This window comes from Stenotrophomonas sp. S41 (assembly GCF_016624625.1).
Classification (GTDB): domain Bacteria; phylum Pseudomonadota; class Gammaproteobacteria; order Xanthomonadales; family Xanthomonadaceae; genus Stenotrophomonas.
The window spans coordinates 22,086-40,603 of record NZ_JACVTV010000020.1; the positions used below are offsets into that span (position 1 = coordinate 22,086).

At 61.8% G+C, this 18,518-nt stretch carries 17 protein-coding genes; 11 read left to right on the forward strand and 6 right to left on the reverse strand.

The window, feature by feature from the left end:
- The 4 genes from IAE56_RS06785 to IAE56_RS21310 all read left to right on the forward strand — a co-directional run bounded on the left by IAE56_RS06785 (nt 1) and on the right by IAE56_RS21310 (nt 5,852).
- Nucleotides 1-3,399: an ATP-dependent helicase gene (locus IAE56_RS06785; protein ID WP_200751964.1), complete on the forward strand. Its 3,399-nt coding sequence runs from the start codon at nt 1-3 to the stop codon at nt 3,397-3,399.
- Nucleotides 3,400-3,485: 86 nt separating this feature from the next.
- Nucleotides 3,486-4,241, forward strand: a complete 756-nt coding sequence (locus IAE56_RS06790) for a multiubiquitin domain-containing protein (protein ID WP_200751965.1) — start codon at nt 3,486-3,488, stop codon at nt 4,239-4,241.
- Entirely contained in the window at nt 4,216-5,391 is a 1,176-nt protein-coding gene (locus IAE56_RS06795; RefSeq protein ID WP_200751966.1) for a ThiF family adenylyltransferase, read from the forward strand. The genes IAE56_RS06790 and IAE56_RS06795 overlap by 26 nt, the downstream gene beginning before the upstream one ends.
- A 77-nt stretch (nt 5,392-5,468) precedes the next feature.
- Nucleotides 5,469-5,852, forward strand: a complete 384-nt coding sequence (locus IAE56_RS21310) for a DUF6527 family protein (protein WP_343237610.1) — start codon at nt 5,469-5,471, stop codon at nt 5,850-5,852.
- 257 nt (nt 5,853-6,109) lie between these two features.
- Here IAE56_RS21310 and IAE56_RS06800 read toward each other — a convergent pair whose 3' ends face one another.
- Nucleotides 6,110-7,195 (reverse strand): site-specific integrase, encoded by a 1,086-nt coding sequence (locus tag IAE56_RS06800; RefSeq protein WP_200751967.1) that lies wholly within the window; start codon nt 7,193-7,195, stop codon nt 6,110-6,112.
- A 104-nt stretch (nt 7,196-7,299) separates the two neighbouring features.
- Here IAE56_RS06800 and IAE56_RS06805 point away from each other — a divergent pair, with 104 nt between their 5' ends.
- The 3 genes from IAE56_RS06805 to IAE56_RS06815 are packed head-to-tail and all read left to right on the forward strand — an operon-like array spanning nt 7,300 to nt 9,622.
- Complete coding sequence (locus IAE56_RS06805) at nt 7,300-8,103, forward strand: hypothetical protein (protein WP_200751968.1); 804 nt, start codon at nt 7,300-7,302, stop codon at nt 8,101-8,103.
- Nucleotides 8,104-8,141: 38 nt separating this feature from the next.
- Entirely contained in the window at nt 8,142-8,840 is a 699-nt protein-coding gene (locus tag IAE56_RS06810) for a hypothetical protein (protein ID WP_200751969.1), read from the forward strand.
- 44 nt (nt 8,841-8,884) lie between these two features.
- Nucleotides 8,885-9,622, forward strand: a complete 738-nt coding sequence (locus IAE56_RS06815) for a hypothetical protein (protein WP_200751970.1) — start codon at nt 8,885-8,887, stop codon at nt 9,620-9,622.
- 158 nt (nt 9,623-9,780) lie between these two features.
- On the opposite strand, the gene IAE56_RS06820 is transcribed toward IAE56_RS06815, so the two are convergent.
- Nucleotides 9,781-10,587: a competence protein CoiA family protein gene (locus IAE56_RS06820; RefSeq protein ID WP_200751971.1), complete on the reverse strand. Its 807-nt coding sequence runs from the start codon at nt 10,585-10,587 to the stop codon at nt 9,781-9,783.
- A gap of 1,194 nt (nt 10,588-11,781) precedes the next feature.
- Here IAE56_RS06820 and IAE56_RS21290 point away from each other — a divergent pair.
- On the forward strand, nt 11,782-12,288 hold the full coding sequence (locus tag IAE56_RS21290; protein ID WP_325167173.1) for a LysR family transcriptional regulator: 507 nt from the start codon (nt 11,782-11,784) through the stop codon (nt 12,286-12,288).
- A 62-nt stretch (nt 12,289-12,350) separates the two neighbouring features.
- Here the strand turns inward: IAE56_RS21290 and IAE56_RS06830 are convergent, their stop codons facing one another.
- Nucleotides 12,351-12,797 carry a hypothetical protein gene (locus IAE56_RS06830; protein WP_200751972.1) on the reverse strand — a complete coding sequence of 149 codons (447 nt, stop codon included), beginning with the start codon at nt 12,795-12,797 and terminating at the stop codon, nt 12,351-12,353.
- A 280-nt stretch (nt 12,798-13,077) separates the two neighbouring features.
- Here IAE56_RS06830 and IAE56_RS06835 point away from each other — a divergent pair, with 280 nt between their 5' ends.
- Nucleotides 13,078-13,557, forward strand: coding sequence for a hypothetical protein (locus tag IAE56_RS06835; RefSeq protein WP_200751973.1), 480 nt, complete (start codon nt 13,078-13,080; stop codon nt 13,555-13,557).
- Between the two features lie 352 nt (nt 13,558-13,909).
- Here the strand turns inward: IAE56_RS06835 and IAE56_RS06840 are convergent, their stop codons facing one another.
- Nucleotides 13,910-14,113, reverse strand: a complete 204-nt coding sequence (locus IAE56_RS06840; protein WP_200751974.1) for a hypothetical protein — start codon at nt 14,111-14,113, stop codon at nt 13,910-13,912.
- A gap of 315 nt (nt 14,114-14,428) precedes the next feature.
- Here IAE56_RS06840 and IAE56_RS06845 point away from each other — a divergent pair, with 315 nt between their 5' ends.
- Nucleotides 14,429-15,055: a response regulator transcription factor gene (locus tag IAE56_RS06845; RefSeq protein ID WP_200751975.1), complete on the forward strand. Its 627-nt coding sequence runs from the start codon at nt 14,429-14,431 to the stop codon at nt 15,053-15,055.
- Nucleotides 15,052-17,364, forward strand: coding sequence for an ATP-binding protein (locus tag IAE56_RS06850; protein ID WP_325167172.1), 2,313 nt, complete (start codon nt 15,052-15,054; stop codon nt 17,362-17,364). Before IAE56_RS06845 ends, IAE56_RS06850 begins: the two co-directional genes overlap by 4 nt.
- Nucleotide 17,365: 1 nt before the next feature.
- Here IAE56_RS06850 and IAE56_RS06855 read toward each other — a convergent pair whose 3' ends face one another.
- Both IAE56_RS06855 and IAE56_RS06860 read right to left on the reverse strand, forming a co-directional pair.
- On the reverse strand, nt 17,366-18,121 hold the full coding sequence (locus tag IAE56_RS06855) for a SapC family protein (protein WP_200751976.1): 756 nt from the start codon (nt 18,119-18,121) through the stop codon (nt 17,366-17,368).
- Nucleotides 18,122-18,232: 111 nt separating this feature from the next.
- Nucleotides 18,233-18,505 (reverse strand): hypothetical protein, encoded by a 273-nt coding sequence (locus IAE56_RS06860; protein ID WP_079221882.1) that lies wholly within the window; start codon nt 18,503-18,505, stop codon nt 18,233-18,235.
- Between the last annotated feature and the right edge of the window lie 13 nt (nt 18,506-18,518).

Consider the following 18,518-nt stretch of genomic DNA (forward strand, 5'->3'; position numbering starts at 1 on the left):
ATGGATGGGATCGAGCTTGGTCGGCGCGAGGCTGCGCGTCTCCATGCGGAGCTTACCTCCTCCGGAGTTGATCCGTGGAATCTGCGTGAGCTTGTTCATGCGTGCGCGGCACGAAAGATGCTTGATATCGAGGCGGCAGCGAAGGGGGCGGCGACCCTGGGTGGGGCGCGGGCTGCCCTTATCCCAGGTGCGGACCTGATTGTTCACGAGCCGTGCGATACGGATTTCGATTTCGCGTTTTTGATTGCCCATGAGCTTGGACATGCCGAGCTTGGAGACGACCGCCCCGAGGACGAGCCGGCGATATTTGACGCCCTGCGCCCAGTGGAGCCAGCCGCGATTGGACTTGATCGGGTCGTTGACTACGGTCGTCGGCAGCGCCGGGAAGTGCAGATGGACCTGTTCGCGCGCGAGCTGCTCCTGCCGCGCCCCTGGGTGCGGACGCTGCACATTGACCAACGACTCACCGCGAGCGACATTGCCGATCGGATCGGCGCGCCTTTCGAGGTGGTTGCGCAGCAGCTTTTGGATGCCTTACTACTCCCGGCCGTGCCGGAGGAGGTGGCAGACGATCCAGGTGAGCGTCCACTCAACGCGGATCAACGGGCGGCGGCGGAGCATGAAGAGGGCCCGTATCTACTGGAAGCAGGACCCGGAACTGGTAAAACGCGAACGCTCGTGGGGCGAATTGAGCACCTTCTGCACAAGGGCGTGGATCCGCGACGCATTCTGGTCCTGACCTTCTCGAACAAGGCAGCTGGTGAGCTTTCGACGCGAATCGCTCGGCTCGATGCGCAAGCAGCTGCCGCCATCTGGATCGGCACCTTTCACGCATTCGGGCTCGACCTGGTCCGCCGTTTCCACCGTGAGATGGGGCTGCCATCTGATCCTCGCTTACTCGACCGCACCGAAGGTGTGGAAATGGTCGAGAACGAAGTGCCGAGACTCGGCCTCGTGCACTACCGAAATCTGGTAGATCCGACTGATCTCATTGCAGATATTCTTTCGGCAATTTCACGCGCGAAGGATGAAGCGGTCGACGCAGACCGCTATCGAGTGCTCGCTGATGCGATGCAGGCATCGGCACGCGGAGATCAAATGAGGGCCCAAGCCGCTGAGAAAGCGGTCGAAGTTGCGAAAGTCTACGAGTTCTACGAGCGCGTGAAGCTGGAAAGGGCAGCAGTGGACTTTGGCGATCTTGTCCTCAGGCCTGTGCAGCTTTTGGAAGAAAACAAGGCCGTCAGAGACACCCTCCAGGGAGCCTATGACCACATCTTGGTGGATGAGTACCAAGACGTAAATCGAAGCAGCGTGCGACTCCTCACCGCGCTATCGGGTGAGAGAGGGAACGTGTGGGCGGTCGGGGATGCTCGTCAGTCGATCTATCGCTTCAGAGGTGCCTCTTCCTATAACCTCGATCGCTTTGGCGCTGAGGATTTCCCCGGGGGCAAGCGCGGACGCCTCAGTGAGAACTATCGGTCTTTTGGCACGCTTGTCACGGCAGCCTCAACGTTCGCAGCCGATATGATTGCCGCGCCTGACGGCGCTCGGCTTGTGCCGACGCGAGGGGAAGGCGCACATTGTCCGCAGATGCGCCGGGTTGAGACTGGCCCACAGGAGCCTGTTGCGATCGTCGACGCCATCAAGGAGATGAAGGCTGCGGGATACGCGTATCGAGACCAGGTGGTGCTCTGCACAGGAAATGAGAAGCTCGCCAGTCATGGCTGGGCTTTGGAACAGCTGGGCATTCCTGTCCTCTTTCTCGGGAGCTTGTTCGAACGCAGTGAAGTCAAGGACATGCTGTCGCTTGTTTCTTTGCTCGTTGATCGCCGGGCGATGGGGCTGCTTAGGCTAGGCTGCCTGCCGCAATTCTCGATGTCGCTGGCCGACGTGGCTCGGGTTATTCGGCATGCGCGTGAAAGCGACTGGGCGCCGGGTCAGTGGCGGGCTGCAGCCGCCGATGTTCCGGACATGAGCGATCATGGGCGCGCTGCGCTAACCGCAGTGGCAGTGGCGCTAGACGGGTTTGATGCAGATTCTGACCCTTGGCGTGTGATCGCGGCCGTGCTGTTGGACCGAACGCGCTTGGCTGCCGAGCTCAATCAATCGGTTGCCATCGAAGATCGCGCGAAAGGGATTGGCATCTGGCAGCTTATGAATTTCATCCGCGTGCAGCCGCGGGGGCAGGGACTCCCGATCACGCGCGCGCTCGAGCGAATCCGTCGACTGGTGAGGCTCGGGGACGATCGAGACCTTCGGCAGCTGCCTGCTGCTGCGCGACATCTCGACGCCGTTCGAATCATGACAATCCATGGCGCCAAGGGACTTGAATTTCCTGTTGTGCACCTGCCTGGCATGAATGTATCGACGCTTCCTCGCGCGTTTCAGACACCGAGGTGCGTGCCGCCCGAAGGCATGGTAGAAGGGTGCCGCGGTAGCGCAGATGATGAGCCGCGTAGAGAGCATGAAAAGGAACAGGAGTGCTTGTTCTATGTGGCAATCACCCGCGCCCGGGATCGGCTGTTCTTCTACGCTGCTTCAGTCAACGCAGCTGGTAGCAGGCGGGGCTTGTCATCATATATTGAGCGGATAGCGAGCACGATCAATAGTCTGCAAATCACCCCATCAGGCCCTGCGCCTAAGAGCGCGACCGAAGATCCTGTGGACATGGTTTACGCCGCAGGGATGACGGTAGCAGATTCCGACATCGGTCTATATGGCCGCTGTCCGCGACGATACTTCTATATGCGGCTTCTCCAGATTGGCGGGAAGCGCGTGCAAACCCCTTTTTTGCAGATGCACGATGCAGTGCGCAATGCTGTTCAGGCTTGCGCTGAAAGCGGGCAAGAGGGAAGTGAGTTCATCGCCGAGCAGATTGCTTCATCATTTGCGATATCCGGGCTGGGAAACCACGGCTACGCAGTTGATTACCACGGCCTCGCCCAGGGAATGGTCGAGTTCTTCGTCGCCAGTCGCACGGGGCATGCCGCCCAGCCTTCGGTCACCCTGTCGCTTGACTTGAATGGGGAGCACATTGTTATCACCCCGGATGAGATCCTGGCCTCGCCTGATGGGCAGCAGCTCTATCGCCGCGTGCGCACGGGGCATGCACGCAAGGACGATGAAAAAGACCCTGCTCACTTGGCCTTCGTCCTTGCAGTCAAGGCGGCGGCGCCAAGCGCAAGGGTGGAAGTCATCTCGCTCGCCGACCAGACGGTGGTCCCGATCGAGCCGACGCCCCGGCAGCTCACCAATGCCCGCGACAGGGTGGCCAAGACGCTTCAAAACGTCCGCTCGGGCGAGTTCGATGCGAGGCCATCGACCTTTACCTGCCCGAGCTGTCCCGCCTTCTTCGTCTGCGGTGAGGTGCCACCTGGACCGCTCACGATCGATTGCTGAAAAAAGTTACCGGTCAGGCGCTCGTCGAGCGATGCCTAGGTAGGCAGGGACAGATCGTCCCGCCGCAACCTAGAGGCAGCGCAACTATGAAACAACCTGATCTCATTGACTGCGACGACGTCGGCGAGGCCATCCGGGACGGGCGCGCACTTCGCCCCGCGCGTGCATATCGGATCCGTTTCGCCCAGGACGACCTGAATTTCCGAGTGATCGAAGTGTCCGACCCCATTCCGCTGGGGCGGCAGATCCTGACGGCAGCCGGGCTCAACGCGCAGCGCGACTACTCGTTGTTCGCCATCTTGGATGGGGGCGACTTCGAAGATGTGCGGCTGGACGAAACCTTTGATCTGCGCGGACAGGGGGCCGAGCGCTTCGTTGCCTTCCAGACCGATCGCGAGTTCAAGCTGATGGTCAACGGCAGCCAGCTGCAATGGGGCAAGCCGGTCATTTCGGGCGCAGTGCTCTACGGATTGGCCTCGCCGTCTGAAGAGGAGGCCGTCTTCTTGGTCGTGGCCGGCGGGACCGATCGGGAAATCGAGCGCACGGAGCTGGTCGATCTGGCTGCGCCGGGCGTTGAGCGCTTTATCACCGCTCCGCGCCTTCCGCGCACCTACCAGATCATCGTGAACGGACGCGAGATCGAGGTCTCGCGCAAGCGGCAGACCTTCAACGATCTCGTTGCGCTGGCTTATCCGGGCACAGCTGCGGCACCCAACACCGTCTACTCGATCACCTACAGCCGCGCGGCTTCGACACCGCACAGTGGCGAGCTCGGGCAGGGCGGCTTCATCGACGTCAAAAACGGGACGCGCGCCAATGTCACCTGCACTGTTCAGTCTTAACGACGATCTGCGGCAGCTGCGTGAGGCGGGCTATTCGGTTCGTCGCGTGGGGGGCTTACTGGTCATGCAGGAAGTTCCGTACGTTGATGCAGCTCGCAAGGTCAAGCGTGGCACGATCATCTCGGACCTATGCCTATCGGGTGATCGCACGCAGAAACCTGAGCCGCACACCGTCCATTTCGATGGGGAATTTCCATGCGACGCGCTGGGCGTGCCGATCTCGGCGATCAGTGCGGGCTCTGCAGATGCCGATCTCGGGTATGGTCTGCGCTCGCGACATCTCTTTTCATCCAAACCTGGGCCGCAGGGCTACTCGAACTACTTCGAAAAGATGTCGACCTACGCCTCGATCCTCGCGGGACCTGCCGCGGTGCTAGACCCGACCGCGACGCCACGCGTGTATCGGGAGCCGGATCCAGAGGAGGAAAGCGTCTTCAACTACGTCGAGACCGCTTCTGACCGGGTCGGGATTGGGCATCTGACGGCACGTTTCAAGGGCCAGCGCATTGCAATCGTAGGCGTGGGCGGCACCGGTGCGTATGTGCTGGACCAAGTGGCAAAGACGCCTGTCGATGAGATCCGCATCATCGACGCAGACGATTTTTTGCAGCACAACGCTTTTCGAGCGCCTGGTGCCCCCTCGATTAACAGGTTGCGCGAAGCACCTAAGAAGGTGGACTACTACGCAGGCATCTACTCGAAGATGCATCGGGGCATTGTTCCGCATGCGGTCGCACTCTCGGCTGACACGGACCATCTACTCGATGGCGTGTCCTTCGCATTTCTGTGCATGGATGCAGGTGAAGCGAAGCGCGTGGCCGTCGAGAAGCTAGAGGCGATGGGGGTTTCGTTTATCGACGTCGGGATGGGACTGACCCTCGATGGCGACTCGCTGGGCGGAATTCTGCGTGTATCGACAAGCACGCCCAAAGACCGCGCAACGCTGCGCTCGTGCGTTTCTTTCTCTGGGGGAGGCGCCGACGACGTTTACGCAACCAACATCCAAGTGGCCGACCTTAATATGCTCAATGCTGCATTGGCAGTCATCAAGTGGAAGAAGCTCGTGGACTTTTATCGAGACTTCGAATCAGAAGTGCACTCTACCTACACGACGGATGGCAACCAGCTCGACAACAGGGTGACAGTATGATCCGCCATCATGTCCTCGAGCCGCGATTCGTCGTGGCCATTCCTCAGGTCCTAGAGGCTGGCGCGCTATATGTCTCAATGGAATACGGCACTGTCGTCCACAGCTGCTGCTGCGGCTGCGGGCGGGAGGTTGTGACGCCCTTGACGCCAACGGATTGGAACCTGAGCTTCGATGGCGAGGCGATTTCATTGAAGCCTTCGGTGGGGAACTGGAATCTGCCGTGCCGCTCCCACTACGTGATCTCCCGAAATCGGGTCATCGAGTGTGGAAACTGGAACCAAGAACGCATCGATGCTGAGAGGCGGCGTGATCGGACTGCGAAATCCGCCTACTACCAGAAGACTGGCGCCGGTAGCGCGGATCACACTCAAGGCCAGACGCTAGCTCCGTCTTCGCCTTCAACTAAGGCGCCCCATCCTTCGTGGATGCGAAGGCTCTTGGATCGGCTGGGGAAGATTTGATGCTGGGTTGACTTGGCGCTGCTCCTGCGGCGCAGGTGCCGTTCGAGCAGCGCAACATAAAGGAGCCTCGTTGACGCTGAAGCGGGAGGGCTTGCCGAAACGCTCGAGCCCGGGCTACGTCGCGCGCCTAGTTAGGGATCGTCTTCGGTATAGTTTTCTGAGCCGAAGATTTCTTTAAGTGCATTAGTTCTCAGGACAAACAGGTGGTTGACTCGACTCCAACCACCTACTGCATAAACGGACCGTATGCAATGTCTTTAGTCTTCGAGTAATCGAGCTGCAGGATTCGCCGACGCACCACCGGTTTGAAAGTACCCCACGACACTAGACACCGACCGGTGCTCAGTCAGTTGCATGATCGCCGGTAGGGCTACGCCTTGGCGGCTGGCCTCGGTCACGAACCCGGACCGCAGGCTGTGCCCGCCAAAATCCCCCTCCAACCCGGCCAGGCGGGCCCGCCGCTGCACGATCTCGCCGACCGCGGCCGGGGAAAGGGCAGGGCCCACCCGCTGTTTCCACAGCCGCCGGAAGATCGCCCCCTCGGTGAGACCTGAGACCTCCAGCCAGTCTTGAAGGGCGAGGGCGGCCCGATCAAGCACCGGCTTATCCGGTGTCGACGTGGCCGTGACGCCGGCTTGCTGCGTCTTGCTGTGCTCCAGCCGGTAGATATAGCCCGCCTCGCCAATCCGACGCAGGTCGCGAAGATCGGCGGCGGCGATCTCGCTGCGCCGGCGCCCGCCACTGGCAAAACCGAAGCAGAGTAGGGCGCGATCCCGAATTCCTTCCAGGCTGTCGTCGCAGGTGGCCAACATGGCCTCCAGCTCGGCCAGGGTGATTGCAGTCTTCTTGCGTGGGCGCTCGCCGCGCTTGACCGCGGCCCGCGCCGCGCGACTGAGTACGGTGCGGATTGCCGGCTGCTCGCAGGGATTGGCCACTTGCTTGAGTCGGTGCGCGGTGGACAGCACGGCAACGCGGTGGCGCACGGTGGCCAAGGTCCACGGGCCGACCTTGGCCTTGAGGCCAGCGGCCACCAAGGCCTGGTCGACGGCTGGTGGAAGTTCCCATGCCAACTCGCCATCGATCGAGCGGCGCTGTACGTGATCGACGACGAACTGCAGCACGGTGGCTTCGGATACCGGCAAGGCCAACTCGATGCCGTAGCGCGCCGCATGCCAGCCAGCCCAGTAGCGCAGGGCGCTGGTGTAGCTGCGGGTGGTGTTCTCAGCCGCGGCTTCGGCCAGCAGCTCGCGGACCGCATCGGCAGCCTGTCGGGCCAGCTGTTCGGGCAGGGCTAGGCAGGTGGCCGTCGCGGCGAGCGCGGGAATTGTAGAAATATCTTTCATACTATGTAATGTACGCTACGCTAAGAGGAGCGTACCCTCGATAATCATCACTTATCGGTAGTACAGGCCCGAAACCCGCCGCTTCACTGACCGGAGACCCCCCCATGGCCCGCGGCCTGACCGAACTGGACGTCCATGACGCCCGGCCGGATGTCCCGCCGACCGTGATCGCCCTGGCCCAGCGCTGCTGGACCGCCGCCCTGGAAGGGGCAGGGGAGCATGCCCGTGCCGCCCTCGCAGCGGAGCAGGCCGCACTGGAGGATCACCGCGCACGGCTGGACGCCGAGCACGTGCTCCGTGCGCGCGAACAGCAGCAGCTTCAGGTCGCGCTGGCCCAAGTTGCCGCTACACAGACCAGCATCGAGTTGCTACGCAGCCAGTTGGCCGACGCCGCCGCGCAGGCGGAACAAGCGCGACTCCAGCGTGACGGGGCCTACGCCCGCAACGAGCGCCTGGAGATGCAGCTGACCCAGCTGCGCCAGGATCAAGATGAGCGTCAGCAGGCCCACCACACCGAGCGGCAGGAGGCAGCCCTCCACTTCCGCACCACCGAAGAGCGGCTCAATCAGGAAGTCGATCGCGCCCGCCAAGAGGCACGAACCCTGGAAGATCGCCTGGCCAAACAGGCAACCCAAGCCCGCACCGCGCTGCAGGCGCTCGAAGGCCAGCTCAGCAAGGCGGTCGAAGATCGCGCTGACGCCGTCGCGACCACTGCAGCCGAGCGTGCCCGCGCCGAACAGCTGCAGAACCAGGCCGAATCGCTGAGTGCGCTGGCCGCGTCGGTCGAGCGGGCACTGCAGGCCAAGCCAAACCCCAACGCAGGGACGCCTCGCAGGCGGGCGGCCAAATCAGCGCAAAGCACCCAGAGTAGCGGGCAGGATCGACCGCCGAGGGCACGCCGCCGTTGAGTACACTTGCGGCCAAACGCTACCGCCACGGTGACAGAATGACCGATGCACTCAACCACTTGCGAGCACGCACCGGCGACGCACTCGCCTTAGTGCGCGCCACCCGCCCAGTGCTTACCGAGTTGGATATCAAGGTGGACGAACGCACCGCCACGGCAGTGCCGTTGTTGTTGGCCGCCTTGGATACCGCCGAGGCAATCTATGCGCTGCTGCTGCAGCAACCGGATCAGTACTGGGTGGCAGCACTGGTGATGCAGCGCTCACAGATGGAGTACGTGCTGCGCGCAGCGTTCTTTGCCAAGGCGGCCAGCCAGCGCGAACTGATGGCGTTTAGACGGACCGGTGCCATGCCTAAGCGCGGCCACCGGCCGATCCACTTGACCGCCGTTGCCGAGGAGGCGGGCCAGCACCTTGGGTGGGACACCTCCAAGCTGCTGAGCACCGTGCGTAACCACCAACGCGACCTGTCGGGCTTGGTCCATGGCGGAAAAGAGGTCCTGGCCATCTACACCCAGCACGACGCATGGGGTGACCTGACAGTGGAGTGGGGCGAACTGGCGCACCACGTGGACAACATCGCCGTCTTTACGCAGCTGGCCTTGAGTGTGGCCATGTTGCTGTCCCCGCTGAAACCAGACGCCCTGGACAGGGCCGTTCGCGCCGTCCATGGCCAGGCCATGACCTACTTCAACGCCAACCATGCCGGCGCGCAGACTGCAGCACCCCCCAGCCACTAAGCTCGCCATCCTCACACCTGCCCGCGCCCGAGGGAGCGCAGCCGATGCCCAATACCATCACCGAATGGATCCTGAGCGCGCTCGCCGCAGGCGGCGGCCTTAGCCTCATTGTCTACCAGATCTTCAAGAAATTGGCCGAAGGCTGGCTCGATGAGAAATTCAAGAGCCGCCTACAAGACCTGGCGCATGCGCAGAACAAAGAAATCGAACGCCTGCGCAACGAACTGACCAAGTCATTCGATCGAGCAACCAAGCTGCACCAGCGTGAATTTGAAGTGCTTCCGATGGTCTGGGACGAGGTGCATGAGGCGTTCTGGACGACCGAAACGTTCGTCTCGCCTCTTCAACTTCACCCAGACTTGAATCGGATGCAACATGAACAGCTTCAAGCATTCCTTGAGAAGTGCGAGCTGGATGAGTGGCAGAAGGACGCGATCCGCCTCACGTCGGACAAAACGACACAGTTCCGCACCTACGATTTCTGGCATCAGTTGCATCATGCGAAGCGGGCCCGCCATTCTGCGTTGAACAAGATCAGCCGGCACGCCATCTTTCTTGACCAAACCATGAAGGACGATCTTCTAGCAATACTAGGGCGCATCCACGGGGCGCTGATTGAGCATGAGACCAATCATGAATCACCGATGATCCCTCGCTCAGAGCGAATTGATGACGACATCACCTGGGTCCGAAAGCAGGGGAGGCAGGAGATGGACAACATTGAGGCAAGGATCCGCCGCCGCTTGTGGAGCACCGAGGCTGAGCTGGAACCCAGCGCGTGATCCAATGCTCACGTTTCACGTGGTTTCGCCGCTCTGGCATCGCCTCGGCGAAGCCATGGTTAGACATGCATCATCTGGCGGCTAAAAGTTACACATCCGCCGAGAGGGAGCCGGAGAGAAGTGTCGACAGCAGCCATCGTCACCGTGTCCCGCCATCTCTATGCACAGACCTCCGATGCATGGGGCAAAGTACCAAGTTCGTAGATCAACCTACTTTTGCTGATCAAACGAACGCAACGCAGCATCCCTACCGGATATACCTCTAGGCGAACCAATACATCAGTGCCGAAGTCGATATAAACAGGCTTGCTTGCATTCAACCAGGTGGTATGCGGCCTCATCCAACAGTAGTTGCGATAACCGGCGTCAGCGGCTTCAAACTTCGCGCGCTCATCTGCGAAGAAGTAGACGCGATGCATGTTGCTATTGGGTGATCGCTTTCGATCCTCTGCAATCTCCGAGAGCTTGTGGTACATGCCTTGCGCGGTACCTCGATGTGTCCTGTGCTCGATGGGGAGCCACAAGCAATCCTGCGCCCAGAGCAGTGCAGGATCGGGAAGCAGGTGATGGATGGTGAAGTTTTTCTGGAAATGCCTGCCGTCAATGATCCACACAAGGTTCTGATAAAAATCTTCTCGCGACTGACGCTCAGCATCCGTCATCGCAGAATGCTGCACCTCCACGTAGATGCCACTGGGTGTCTTGACGTCTGCCCGATGAATCTCGCCATTTGGCGCAACGTGATTGATCTCATGGCACTCGACGGACCAATGGGCTTTCCACTCCCGATGCCACTCGGTCTCATTCTCCCACCATGGATCACAGTTGCGCCGCCCAGCATGGGCCCAGTGATGAATGACCTTTTCGCCACATTTGGCAACCATCGCCGCACCACAACTCGGGCACGCCCCCTTTAGACCGGCGCTCGGCAGCGTTCGTACTCCCTGCACCAATGCGATTTCCATCCCTGATCGCCTCTACCTGACTTTGGTTCAGTGTAAGGATCTGCTCAGGCGCAATGCAATCTGTCGCTCTGGCTAACCACAGGCGCCCATCGCATGCCTGGTTGAACCCTGCGCGGTCTATTTCCTGTGAGTCGCAGAGTTGCACGCTGCAGAGATCGGGCTGGCCCACACGAGGGCGGGACGCAGGCTTCGATCAGCCTCTACGGGCATTATCGGCGGATAAAATGTGAGGCAGCCCTTTGCGCGACTGGATGGCCGCCCCTCACAAAAAGGCCGAACACAGAAAGGTACTGAAAATGAGGCATCGCCCATTGGGCACGCACAACGGCCCGAGCGACCCCTCAACCCTCAAGCCCGCACGTACCAGGCGAGACCCTCTACGCGCCACCACCTCGACTTACCCGCCTAGCTCGGCGACGCCTGGCTCGTTCATCGAAATTCTTGTTATGACGGTATGCAAGCCACAGCGCAGCCATCGTCGTAAACGCGATCATCGCAAGAACAATGCCTGCAACCAGTGACATCTGCTGAAAGAGTGTCATAGAGTCAAAGAAATTCATGAACCACCAACGCTGAGGGAAGTGCAGCTACTGCGGGCAACATGGCTACATTGCCGCCACTAAAATCGTGGTGTCGCATCATGCGCAGGGACCAAAGCGCGGCACATCAACGACCACACCTATCACAGCGCTGACTACGGCGGTGACGGCTTGCGCGCTCGTTGAAACGCCTGTTCTGTCGATAAGCCACGAAGAGTGCACCAACGGTTGCTGCTATCGCCCAAAATATGGCGAGAGCCGCAAAGAGGCTCATCTGTTGGAAGGTGGACAGCGATTCCAGGAAATGCATCGAAATTCCTCAGAAAGAATGATCTCGCGCAGATCAACCGGCGCGACCGCGAACTTCGGCTGATGTCACAGGCGTTAGCTTAACCGAAAGTCTTGCTCAGCCGTCTTCTTCAGGACGCCAAATTCCATCGAAATGAAGCGCAACTGCGGGCATCATGGCTGCAAAGTGAGGGCGCCATGGCTGCATTGACACCAACGTTCCGTCGCCAAGCCGAGCCCCACAGAGCATCAATCAGTGACCTACCTTGGGCATCCTAGTTGCGCCCTGCCATATTGGCTCAGCAAGGCGGCATCAAGAGCCGCAAAGCACCCCCGGCAGGATCATGAACTCCCCTATGATTGACCTATAACCGTAGAAAAGGCGGTTAATCATGGATCGACTCTTGAAGATGGAGGTGCTGATTGCCGTCGCCGAGTCGGGTTCTTTTCGGCAGCGGCCATGCGTCTAGGCCTGTCATCGCAGATGGTTGCCAAGCACATCCAAGGGCTGGAAACACGATTGGGCATACGCCTGATCAATAGAACAACGCGACGCCAGAGCCTCACTGAGTTTGGTGAGCGCTACTTAGAGCGTGCCAGAACGATCGTGGCAGATGCCGATGCCGCCGACGCTATGGCAGGGGAAGCGGTCGTCCAACCGCGAGGACGAATTCGACTGAACGCCCCCGTCAATTTCGGCCCCGGCCCGTTCATGGAATTTCTGACCCAATACATCGCGGATCACCCGCAGGTCGATGTTGAGGTCAACCTCACCGAGCGCACGGTCGACCTTGTAGAAGAGGGTTTCGAGGCCGTGTTCAGAGCAGGGCCGACCCTGCAACCGACAGCAACTGATGGCGGGGGAGGGGATTAGGAGGATGTGCTGGCGGTAGAGTAGTGCAGTCCTTAGCCGGCGATGCGCAGGAATCTTGGACGTTACCAGCTTACGTCAGCGCTCCAAGACGAAAAGTGTTGCCTGGCCACGCTTAGGACAAGCTCAGGATCGGTGGCCAGCATCATGGACGGCGAGCTACCACCCATTAGTGCATGCGGGGCCTCCAGCCACTCAACCTCTTCCCAGCCTGAGGTTCGCTCGCCTTCGGCCACTCCATATGGACCACGGAGAAGCGAGAGCAGTTCAGCAAGCACTGGTACTGGTTCGTTAGAAAGCGTCAGCTGCCATGCGGGATAGAAAAATCCTTCCGATTCTGGAAGCCAGACGCCCAAAACTCTGCCACATTCCGCCAGTTCGGAAAGCGTCTGACCGTTGCCGCCGCCCAATCGAAGCAGATCCTCGAACGCGCTTGGATCCAGCCAATCGGCCGACAGAGCGCCTCGGGCTGCAGCGGACGCAGGTGTTTCCTCTGGCAACTTCTTGGGCATGATCAACTTACTAGAAGAGTTGCAGAACGCAAGGATGACACGTCCGACGGACCTTGCGAATCCTCTAATCGGAGACGATCAAATTTTTGTAGTGCAGAGCGAAGTCTGCGGGCGCTATGGCTGCAAAGTGCGGGCAGCATGGCTACATTGCCGCTAGATCGCGGCCGCTGGGAGGTGGCTAACCGCAATCGTCACTCACGGAGCTTAATACCCGTCTGCACTTGCGGATGAGAAACAAAGGGGGAGAATCAAAAGCCCGGCACTAACGCATGGTGCGACCATGGCTAATTCTGTCACTGACAAAGAAGTCTACTTGGCAATTGCGTCGCTTGTGGAAAATGGGGTGCCCCCAGACCACATCAACGTTCGCGAGGCGCTAGGTGGGCGCGGATCCGGGCCGGAGCTGTCCAAGAATATTGATGCTTGGTACCGGGAATTCGGGCCAACCCTGATGTCTCGCCTTATCAAGAGTCGCGCTGAGGCGGCCCAGAACCCACCGCCCGGCTTGGTTGCCGAAACTGCCGGCGAGATCCTCTCCGCTTTGCAATCGTTTAATTCTGGACTGAAGGATGACCCTAACCGCAGCATGGGGGATGTCCTTGTATTCGCCTTTGACAAGATCGGAAGCCTCCTGAGCAAATTGCAGGCTTGGGAAGGCGAGCTGCACCGAGAGGCAGACAGGTTAGCGTTGTTGAAAGCTAGACTGAAAGCGGCACCTCGGCCGAAGGTTCAATCGCCCAAGAAGATGCCACGTCCGTGACGATTCGCATCTGCTGAACTCGTCAGTGGCGCCAGGTACGGCGCAGGCAAAGCACACTGAGTAGACCACTAAGCTACAAGGCGTTGCCAAGCCACCACTGAAGAGTACAAATTTACATGGCGCGAAAGTACAGCTTTAGTTGGCCCGTCAGCGGCGACATACAGACCAGGCCTGCCAAGGTCGTTGTCGACGGTGAAGACCCCAGATGCTGCGGCAGCTCAATCTTGCATTTCGCATAATGTATATTATGTTCGTATCCAGATGGAGCGCCTCAGGATCGTCAGCCTCCCGACCCCTCAGCCACAGCCTTCCGGTCCTTGATGTCGATCCACATCAACCCGACAACCAACCCCTACGGGCAGGACTTCAACGGCCCGCTCACCACCTCGCGCTTGCTCTGCCAGCGCCACCTCTGCTCACACACCGCTTCCGGCAGCGCCAGGTCAAAGCACCGGCCATCATCCAGCCCGATGGATCCCGGCGTCCGGCCGCCCGGAACGATCGTCATGACGCCGGCAACCTTGATGCGCTCGCTGACCTGAGCCTCCAGCGCCATTCCAGCCCCGGTACCAGCCCCGGTACCAGCCAGCGCCATCACCAGGACCGCAACACGCCACAGGAACGCGACCCACGCGTGGCCTCCTCATGGGCCACCCAACCAAACGGCCGTGACGCGTCACGTTAATGCCCCCAAATCCCTTGAAATCTGAGCGCCCAACCAAGGCCCTGACCCTCAGATTTCAAAGCCCAAAACCCAGCAGTCCGACCCCCGTTTAGGAATAGTCGCAAAAATCGTACGAATTCGATGACCACCCAGATGACAGCGCCAGAATGAGCGCCACGCCCCTGGGCGACGATCACCTCCCTGCGCATGAATGGATATCCTGCACCGCGTCGCCTTCGGCTGGCACTGCTCGACGATCATGATGTCGTCCGACGCGGCGTCGGCATGCACCTCGGCACCGATACGCGCTTCAGGATCGTCGCCAGCCACGGCCACAGCGCGCCGCTGCTGAAGTACCTGATGAGCCACCCGGTCGATGTGGCGATCATCGACATCACCCTGGGCCTGGACGATCTGACTGGCCCGGAGCTGGTGCTCAAGCTGCGCGAATGCGCGCCGCGGGTGTCGCTGCTGGCGTTTGCCGGGCAGTCGTCGAACGCCGGCATCCATGTGCTGTTGGATGCCGGAATCAGCGGCTACGTCAGCAAATGCGAACCCCTGACCGAGCTTTCCGATGCAGTAATCCGGGTGTCCCAGGGGCTGTTCCGGCTTCCGCCCGGGTGCAAGCTGCCGCCCACGCGCGAGCCACTCAGCCGCAACGAACGCGAGGTGCTGCATCTGCTGCTGGATGGCATGACGGTGTCCGAAATTGCAGTGCAGCGCCACCGCAGCATCAAGACCATCAGCACCCAGAAGAGCGCCGCGCTGCGCAAGCTGGGCCTGCGCAATGACGCCGAAATCTACGCACTCCGCACCCAGCTGGAGGCGCTGTGATCGCGGCGATGTGGCTGCGCCTGGCGGTTGCGTCACTGGCGGCCTGCCTGCTGACCAGCGCCACCATGGATGGCCCGCAACCATCCGGGCATCAACGGCGCCCAGTGCGTGTCGCAACTGGACCAATGTTGCGACCATTTCCCGAGCAGGCACGGCCGGACGCGCCGCCCACCATTGCGCATCGTTATGCGAAATTGGTTGCCCGGCACTCCGGCCTGTCCTTCATCGAGCAGCCGCATGACAGCACCCTCGCCGCCATCGCAGCCGTCTGCGCGCAGCAGGCCGACCTGGTGCTGGTGCAAGGCGCGGTCACTGACCTTCCTTTGCCCTGCACTCGTCTCATCCAGTCCCGCCCGTTTCACGGTGGCGACACCGTACTGGCCGGCCCGCTGGGCACCCCCCTGCCCCATGACGCCAGCGGATTGAGCGGCCTCAAGCTTGCTGCGGTGGAAGGTGACCCCTATCCCGCCTGGCTGGCCGCGCGCCATCCGCAGGCGCAGGTTCTTGCTGCGCCCAACATGCATGCGGCACTGGCGCTGGTCGATGCCGGCACAGCAGATGCAGCCATCGGCCTGGAGGCCAGCCTGCGCCCGGCGTTCCGGCGCGACTTCCACAAACGCCTGCGCGTGCAGCCCCTGCGCGGCCACTTCCCGCACGAACTGCACCTGCTGGCACGCCACAGCGACCAGCAGCTGATCGACCGCATTGAAGATGCGCTGGCACGGATCAGTATCGATGAGCACGCCGCGCTGCTGCAGCACTGGGCCCGGCAGACACTGGCGGACCGATGGCACCATGCCACCATCCGGACTCCGCGCTGGGTGCTGCCGGTCATCTCCATGACGCTGCTGGTCTTGTTCGTTTCGCTCGCTGTATCCCGGCGCCGGCGCGGGCGCCGGCAGGCGCAGCAGCGTGAGCGCAACCACGCCTCAGGCATGGTCAATCACGAAGTACGCAATGCGGCGCAGGCCATGGTGACGGCGGTCGATCTGCTCAAGCAGAGCGCCTTGCCGGCCGGTGCGCATGAACTCGCGTCCATCGCCGCCAATGCCGGGCAGACCCTGCGCAGACTGCTCAACCGCGCCCTGGATTTCTCCCGGCTGGCGGACGGCAGCTTCCGGCCGCGGCCCCGGCCATGCGCGCCGGCTGCGCTATGCGCGCAGGCCGTGCAGGCCGCGACGCCGCAGGCCCAGCAGCGAGGCCTGCGGCTGCAACTGCATGCGGACGAAGCCCTGCCGCCGGTGCTGGTCGATCCCGACTGCCTGCGCCAGATCCTGGACAACCTGCTGGGCAATGCACTCAAGTTCACCGACGTGGGCGGCGTGGATCTGCGCGTGGAGCTGGACGCCGCATTGCACCCTGCCCGGCTGCAGATCGAGGTGGTCGACAGTGGCATCGGCATTGCGCCCGCACAGATGGCCGAGCTGTTCGCGCCGTATCGGCAGGCAGACGGCGGCCATGAGCGCGGCGGAAGCGGGCTGGGTCTGTCGATCTGCCGTCAGTTGGCGCAGGCCATGGGCGGCACCCTGGATGCTCACAGCGTCCATGGCCGCGGCAGCCGCTTCATCCTGCGCGTGCCGGTGCGGGTGCTGGATGAGGGCGCGCTTGCGCAGGAAGCGCTGGATACGTCTATGCCACTCGGCGGCTTGCAAGTGCTGCTGGTTGACGACCATTTACTCAATCGCCGGGTCATAGCCGCACAACTGCAGCAGCTCGGCGCGGACGTATGCGAAGCGGATGGCCCCGCCGCGGCGCTTGCCCAGCAGGCCGCCTCACCCGCGTCGGTCGTCCTGCTCGACATAGAACTGGACGCGATGGATGGCTATGCGCTCGCCACGCAGTTGCGCGCGCAGGAGCGCGACCAGGCGAATCGGGCATGGCTGCTCGCGCTATCAGCGCACAGCGGTGATGAGCACCTGCAGCGCTGTCAGCGTGCGGGTTTCGATGATGTGCTGGTCAAGCCGCTGCAGATCGAACGACTGCTGGAGGCACTGGACCTGGGCGGCACGGAGTCGCCGTCCGCAACCGACCTGACGGCGCAGCTGCTTGCGGACTACGATCAGGACATCCGCGCAGAAATGGCGCTGCTGCAGCAGGCCATGGACGCGCGGGATGCACCGGCGCTGCGCCATCATGCCCACCGCCTGCAGGGCGTCCTGCAGATGCGCGGCGTCGCCGCCATGCAGGACGTGGCAGGTGAACTGTGGAGCGTGGGCAACGCCGCTGCCCCGGACTGGCCCGAAGCGCAGCGGCTGCTGCGGGTGTTGCGTGTCTGGCGCGGCCATCTTCCCGCCGCGCCAGAGCCCTGACTCAGGCTGCGTTGCGCTCAGCCTGGCGACGGGTCAGGTCGTTGAAGCGACCCAGCGACATCAGGTGCTGGTGGATCAGCGCCAGCCAGCCGCTGCGGTGCCATTCAACCACGGTGGCGTCCGGCAGCGCGACGAACTTCTCCACGTCCACCACGAAGAAGCCATTGAGGTTGAACTCACGGCCATCGGGCAGGCGGATGGTGGCGTTGCGCTCGACCAGCAGGTTGTTTTCCAGCAGTGCCTTGGAGAAGGCCTGGGTCTGTTCGTGCTCGCGGGTGAACTGGCCGCAGAATTCCAGCGCCTGCTGCACGATTTCGGCGGCCTTGCCATCGACGAACAGCGGCTGGCCTTCTTCGCCGCCACGCGCGATGCGCGGGCTCTCTTCGTCGATGCCCAGCAGGAAGTCATTGTCCTTGCCGGTGTCGATGAAGATGAAGGGGTGGCGACGCAGGTAGGCCGGGATGTAGGTCTCATCCGCCCACAGGCCATCGGTGATGAACAGGTTTTCGGTGGTGATGCCGACGGCGGCCATCGGCACGGCGGTCGGGCCGGCGAACAGAATCGGGAAATGGTGCAGCGCCAGCGAGAATTCGCCGAGCACCAGCGGGATCGAGTTGCTGCCAGCAGCGAACTCCAGCTTGCCCGGCAGGATGCGCACATCGGCATGCACGTCGGCCTGCAGCGGCACCGGACGGGTGTAGAACAGGGGTGCGCCGCTCTGTGCAGCTTCGGTGGTGGTGTCGCTGGTGGTGGTCATCGTCAAAGCCATGTCGAACATGCACGCCTGCCATCCCGGGCGCGCCAGCGGGAACAACCTGAACCCCGCATTATCAACAAGCCGGATGACAAGAGCCACCCCGACGCGAATTTATTTCAGCTGCAGCGGGTAGCGTTGCCACAGCACGTGAACCAGGAAGCCGGCCAGTTCGGTGTCGCGGGCGCTGACGGCCGCGCGGATCTTGTCCAGAAGCACCATGTCGCTGCACGAGCGCACATCGGCGTGGTTGGCCTGCCCTGCCCTGCGCGCACGGTAGCGCGCAGCTCGCTGCGCATCGCTCATTGCGTACCCGAACTTGGGCGGCCGACCGCGTTTGCGCGGCAGGGTCAGCTCCAGGGTTCCGGGGTCGTTGTCATCACGCATGGCGGGTGCGATC

Coding starts and splice junctions, on each gene's coding strand:
- IAE56_RS06835 (WP_200751973.1), top strand. CDS start 13,078: ATGGCTAATTCTGTCACTGACAAAGAAGTCTACTTGGCAATTGCGTCG.
- IAE56_RS06820 (WP_200751971.1), bottom strand. CDS start 10,587: ATGGAAATCGCATTGGTGCAGGGAGTACGAACGCTGCCGAGCGCCGGT.
- IAE56_RS06800 (WP_200751967.1), bottom strand. CDS start 7,195: ATGAAAGATATTTCTACAATTCCCGCGCTCGCCGCGACGGCCACCTGC.
- IAE56_RS06795 (WP_200751966.1), top strand. CDS start 4,216: ATGTCACCTGCACTGTTCAGTCTTAACGACGATCTGCGGCAGCTGCGT.
- IAE56_RS06855 (WP_200751976.1), bottom strand. CDS start 18,121: ATGACCACCACCAGCGACACCACCACCGAAGCTGCACAGAGCGGCGCA.
- IAE56_RS21310 (WP_343237610.1), top strand. CDS start 5,469: ATGGAATACGGCACTGTCGTCCACAGCTGCTGCTGCGGCTGCGGGCGG.
- IAE56_RS06815 (WP_200751970.1), top strand. CDS start 8,885: ATGCCCAATACCATCACCGAATGGATCCTGAGCGCGCTCGCCGCAGGC.
- IAE56_RS06810 (WP_200751969.1), top strand. CDS start 8,142: ATGACCGATGCACTCAACCACTTGCGAGCACGCACCGGCGACGCACTC.
- IAE56_RS06790 (WP_200751965.1), top strand. CDS start 3,486: ATGAAACAACCTGATCTCATTGACTGCGACGACGTCGGCGAGGCCATC.
- IAE56_RS06805 (WP_200751968.1), top strand. CDS start 7,300: ATGGCCCGCGGCCTGACCGAACTGGACGTCCATGACGCCCGGCCGGAT.
- IAE56_RS06845 (WP_200751975.1), top strand. CDS start 14,429: ATGAATGGATATCCTGCACCGCGTCGCCTTCGGCTGGCACTGCTCGAC.
- IAE56_RS06840 (WP_200751974.1), bottom strand. CDS start 14,113: ATGGCGCTGGAGGCTCAGGTCAGCGAGCGCATCAAGGTTGCCGGCGTC.
- IAE56_RS06830 (WP_200751972.1), bottom strand. CDS start 12,797: ATGCCCAAGAAGTTGCCAGAGGAAACACCTGCGTCCGCTGCAGCCCGA.
- IAE56_RS06785 (WP_200751964.1), top strand. CDS start 1: ATGGATGGGATCGAGCTTGGTCGGCGCGAGGCTGCGCGTCTCCATGCG.
- IAE56_RS06860 (WP_079221882.1), bottom strand. CDS start 18,505: ATGCGTGATGACAACGACCCCGGAACCCTGGAGCTGACCCTGCCGCGC.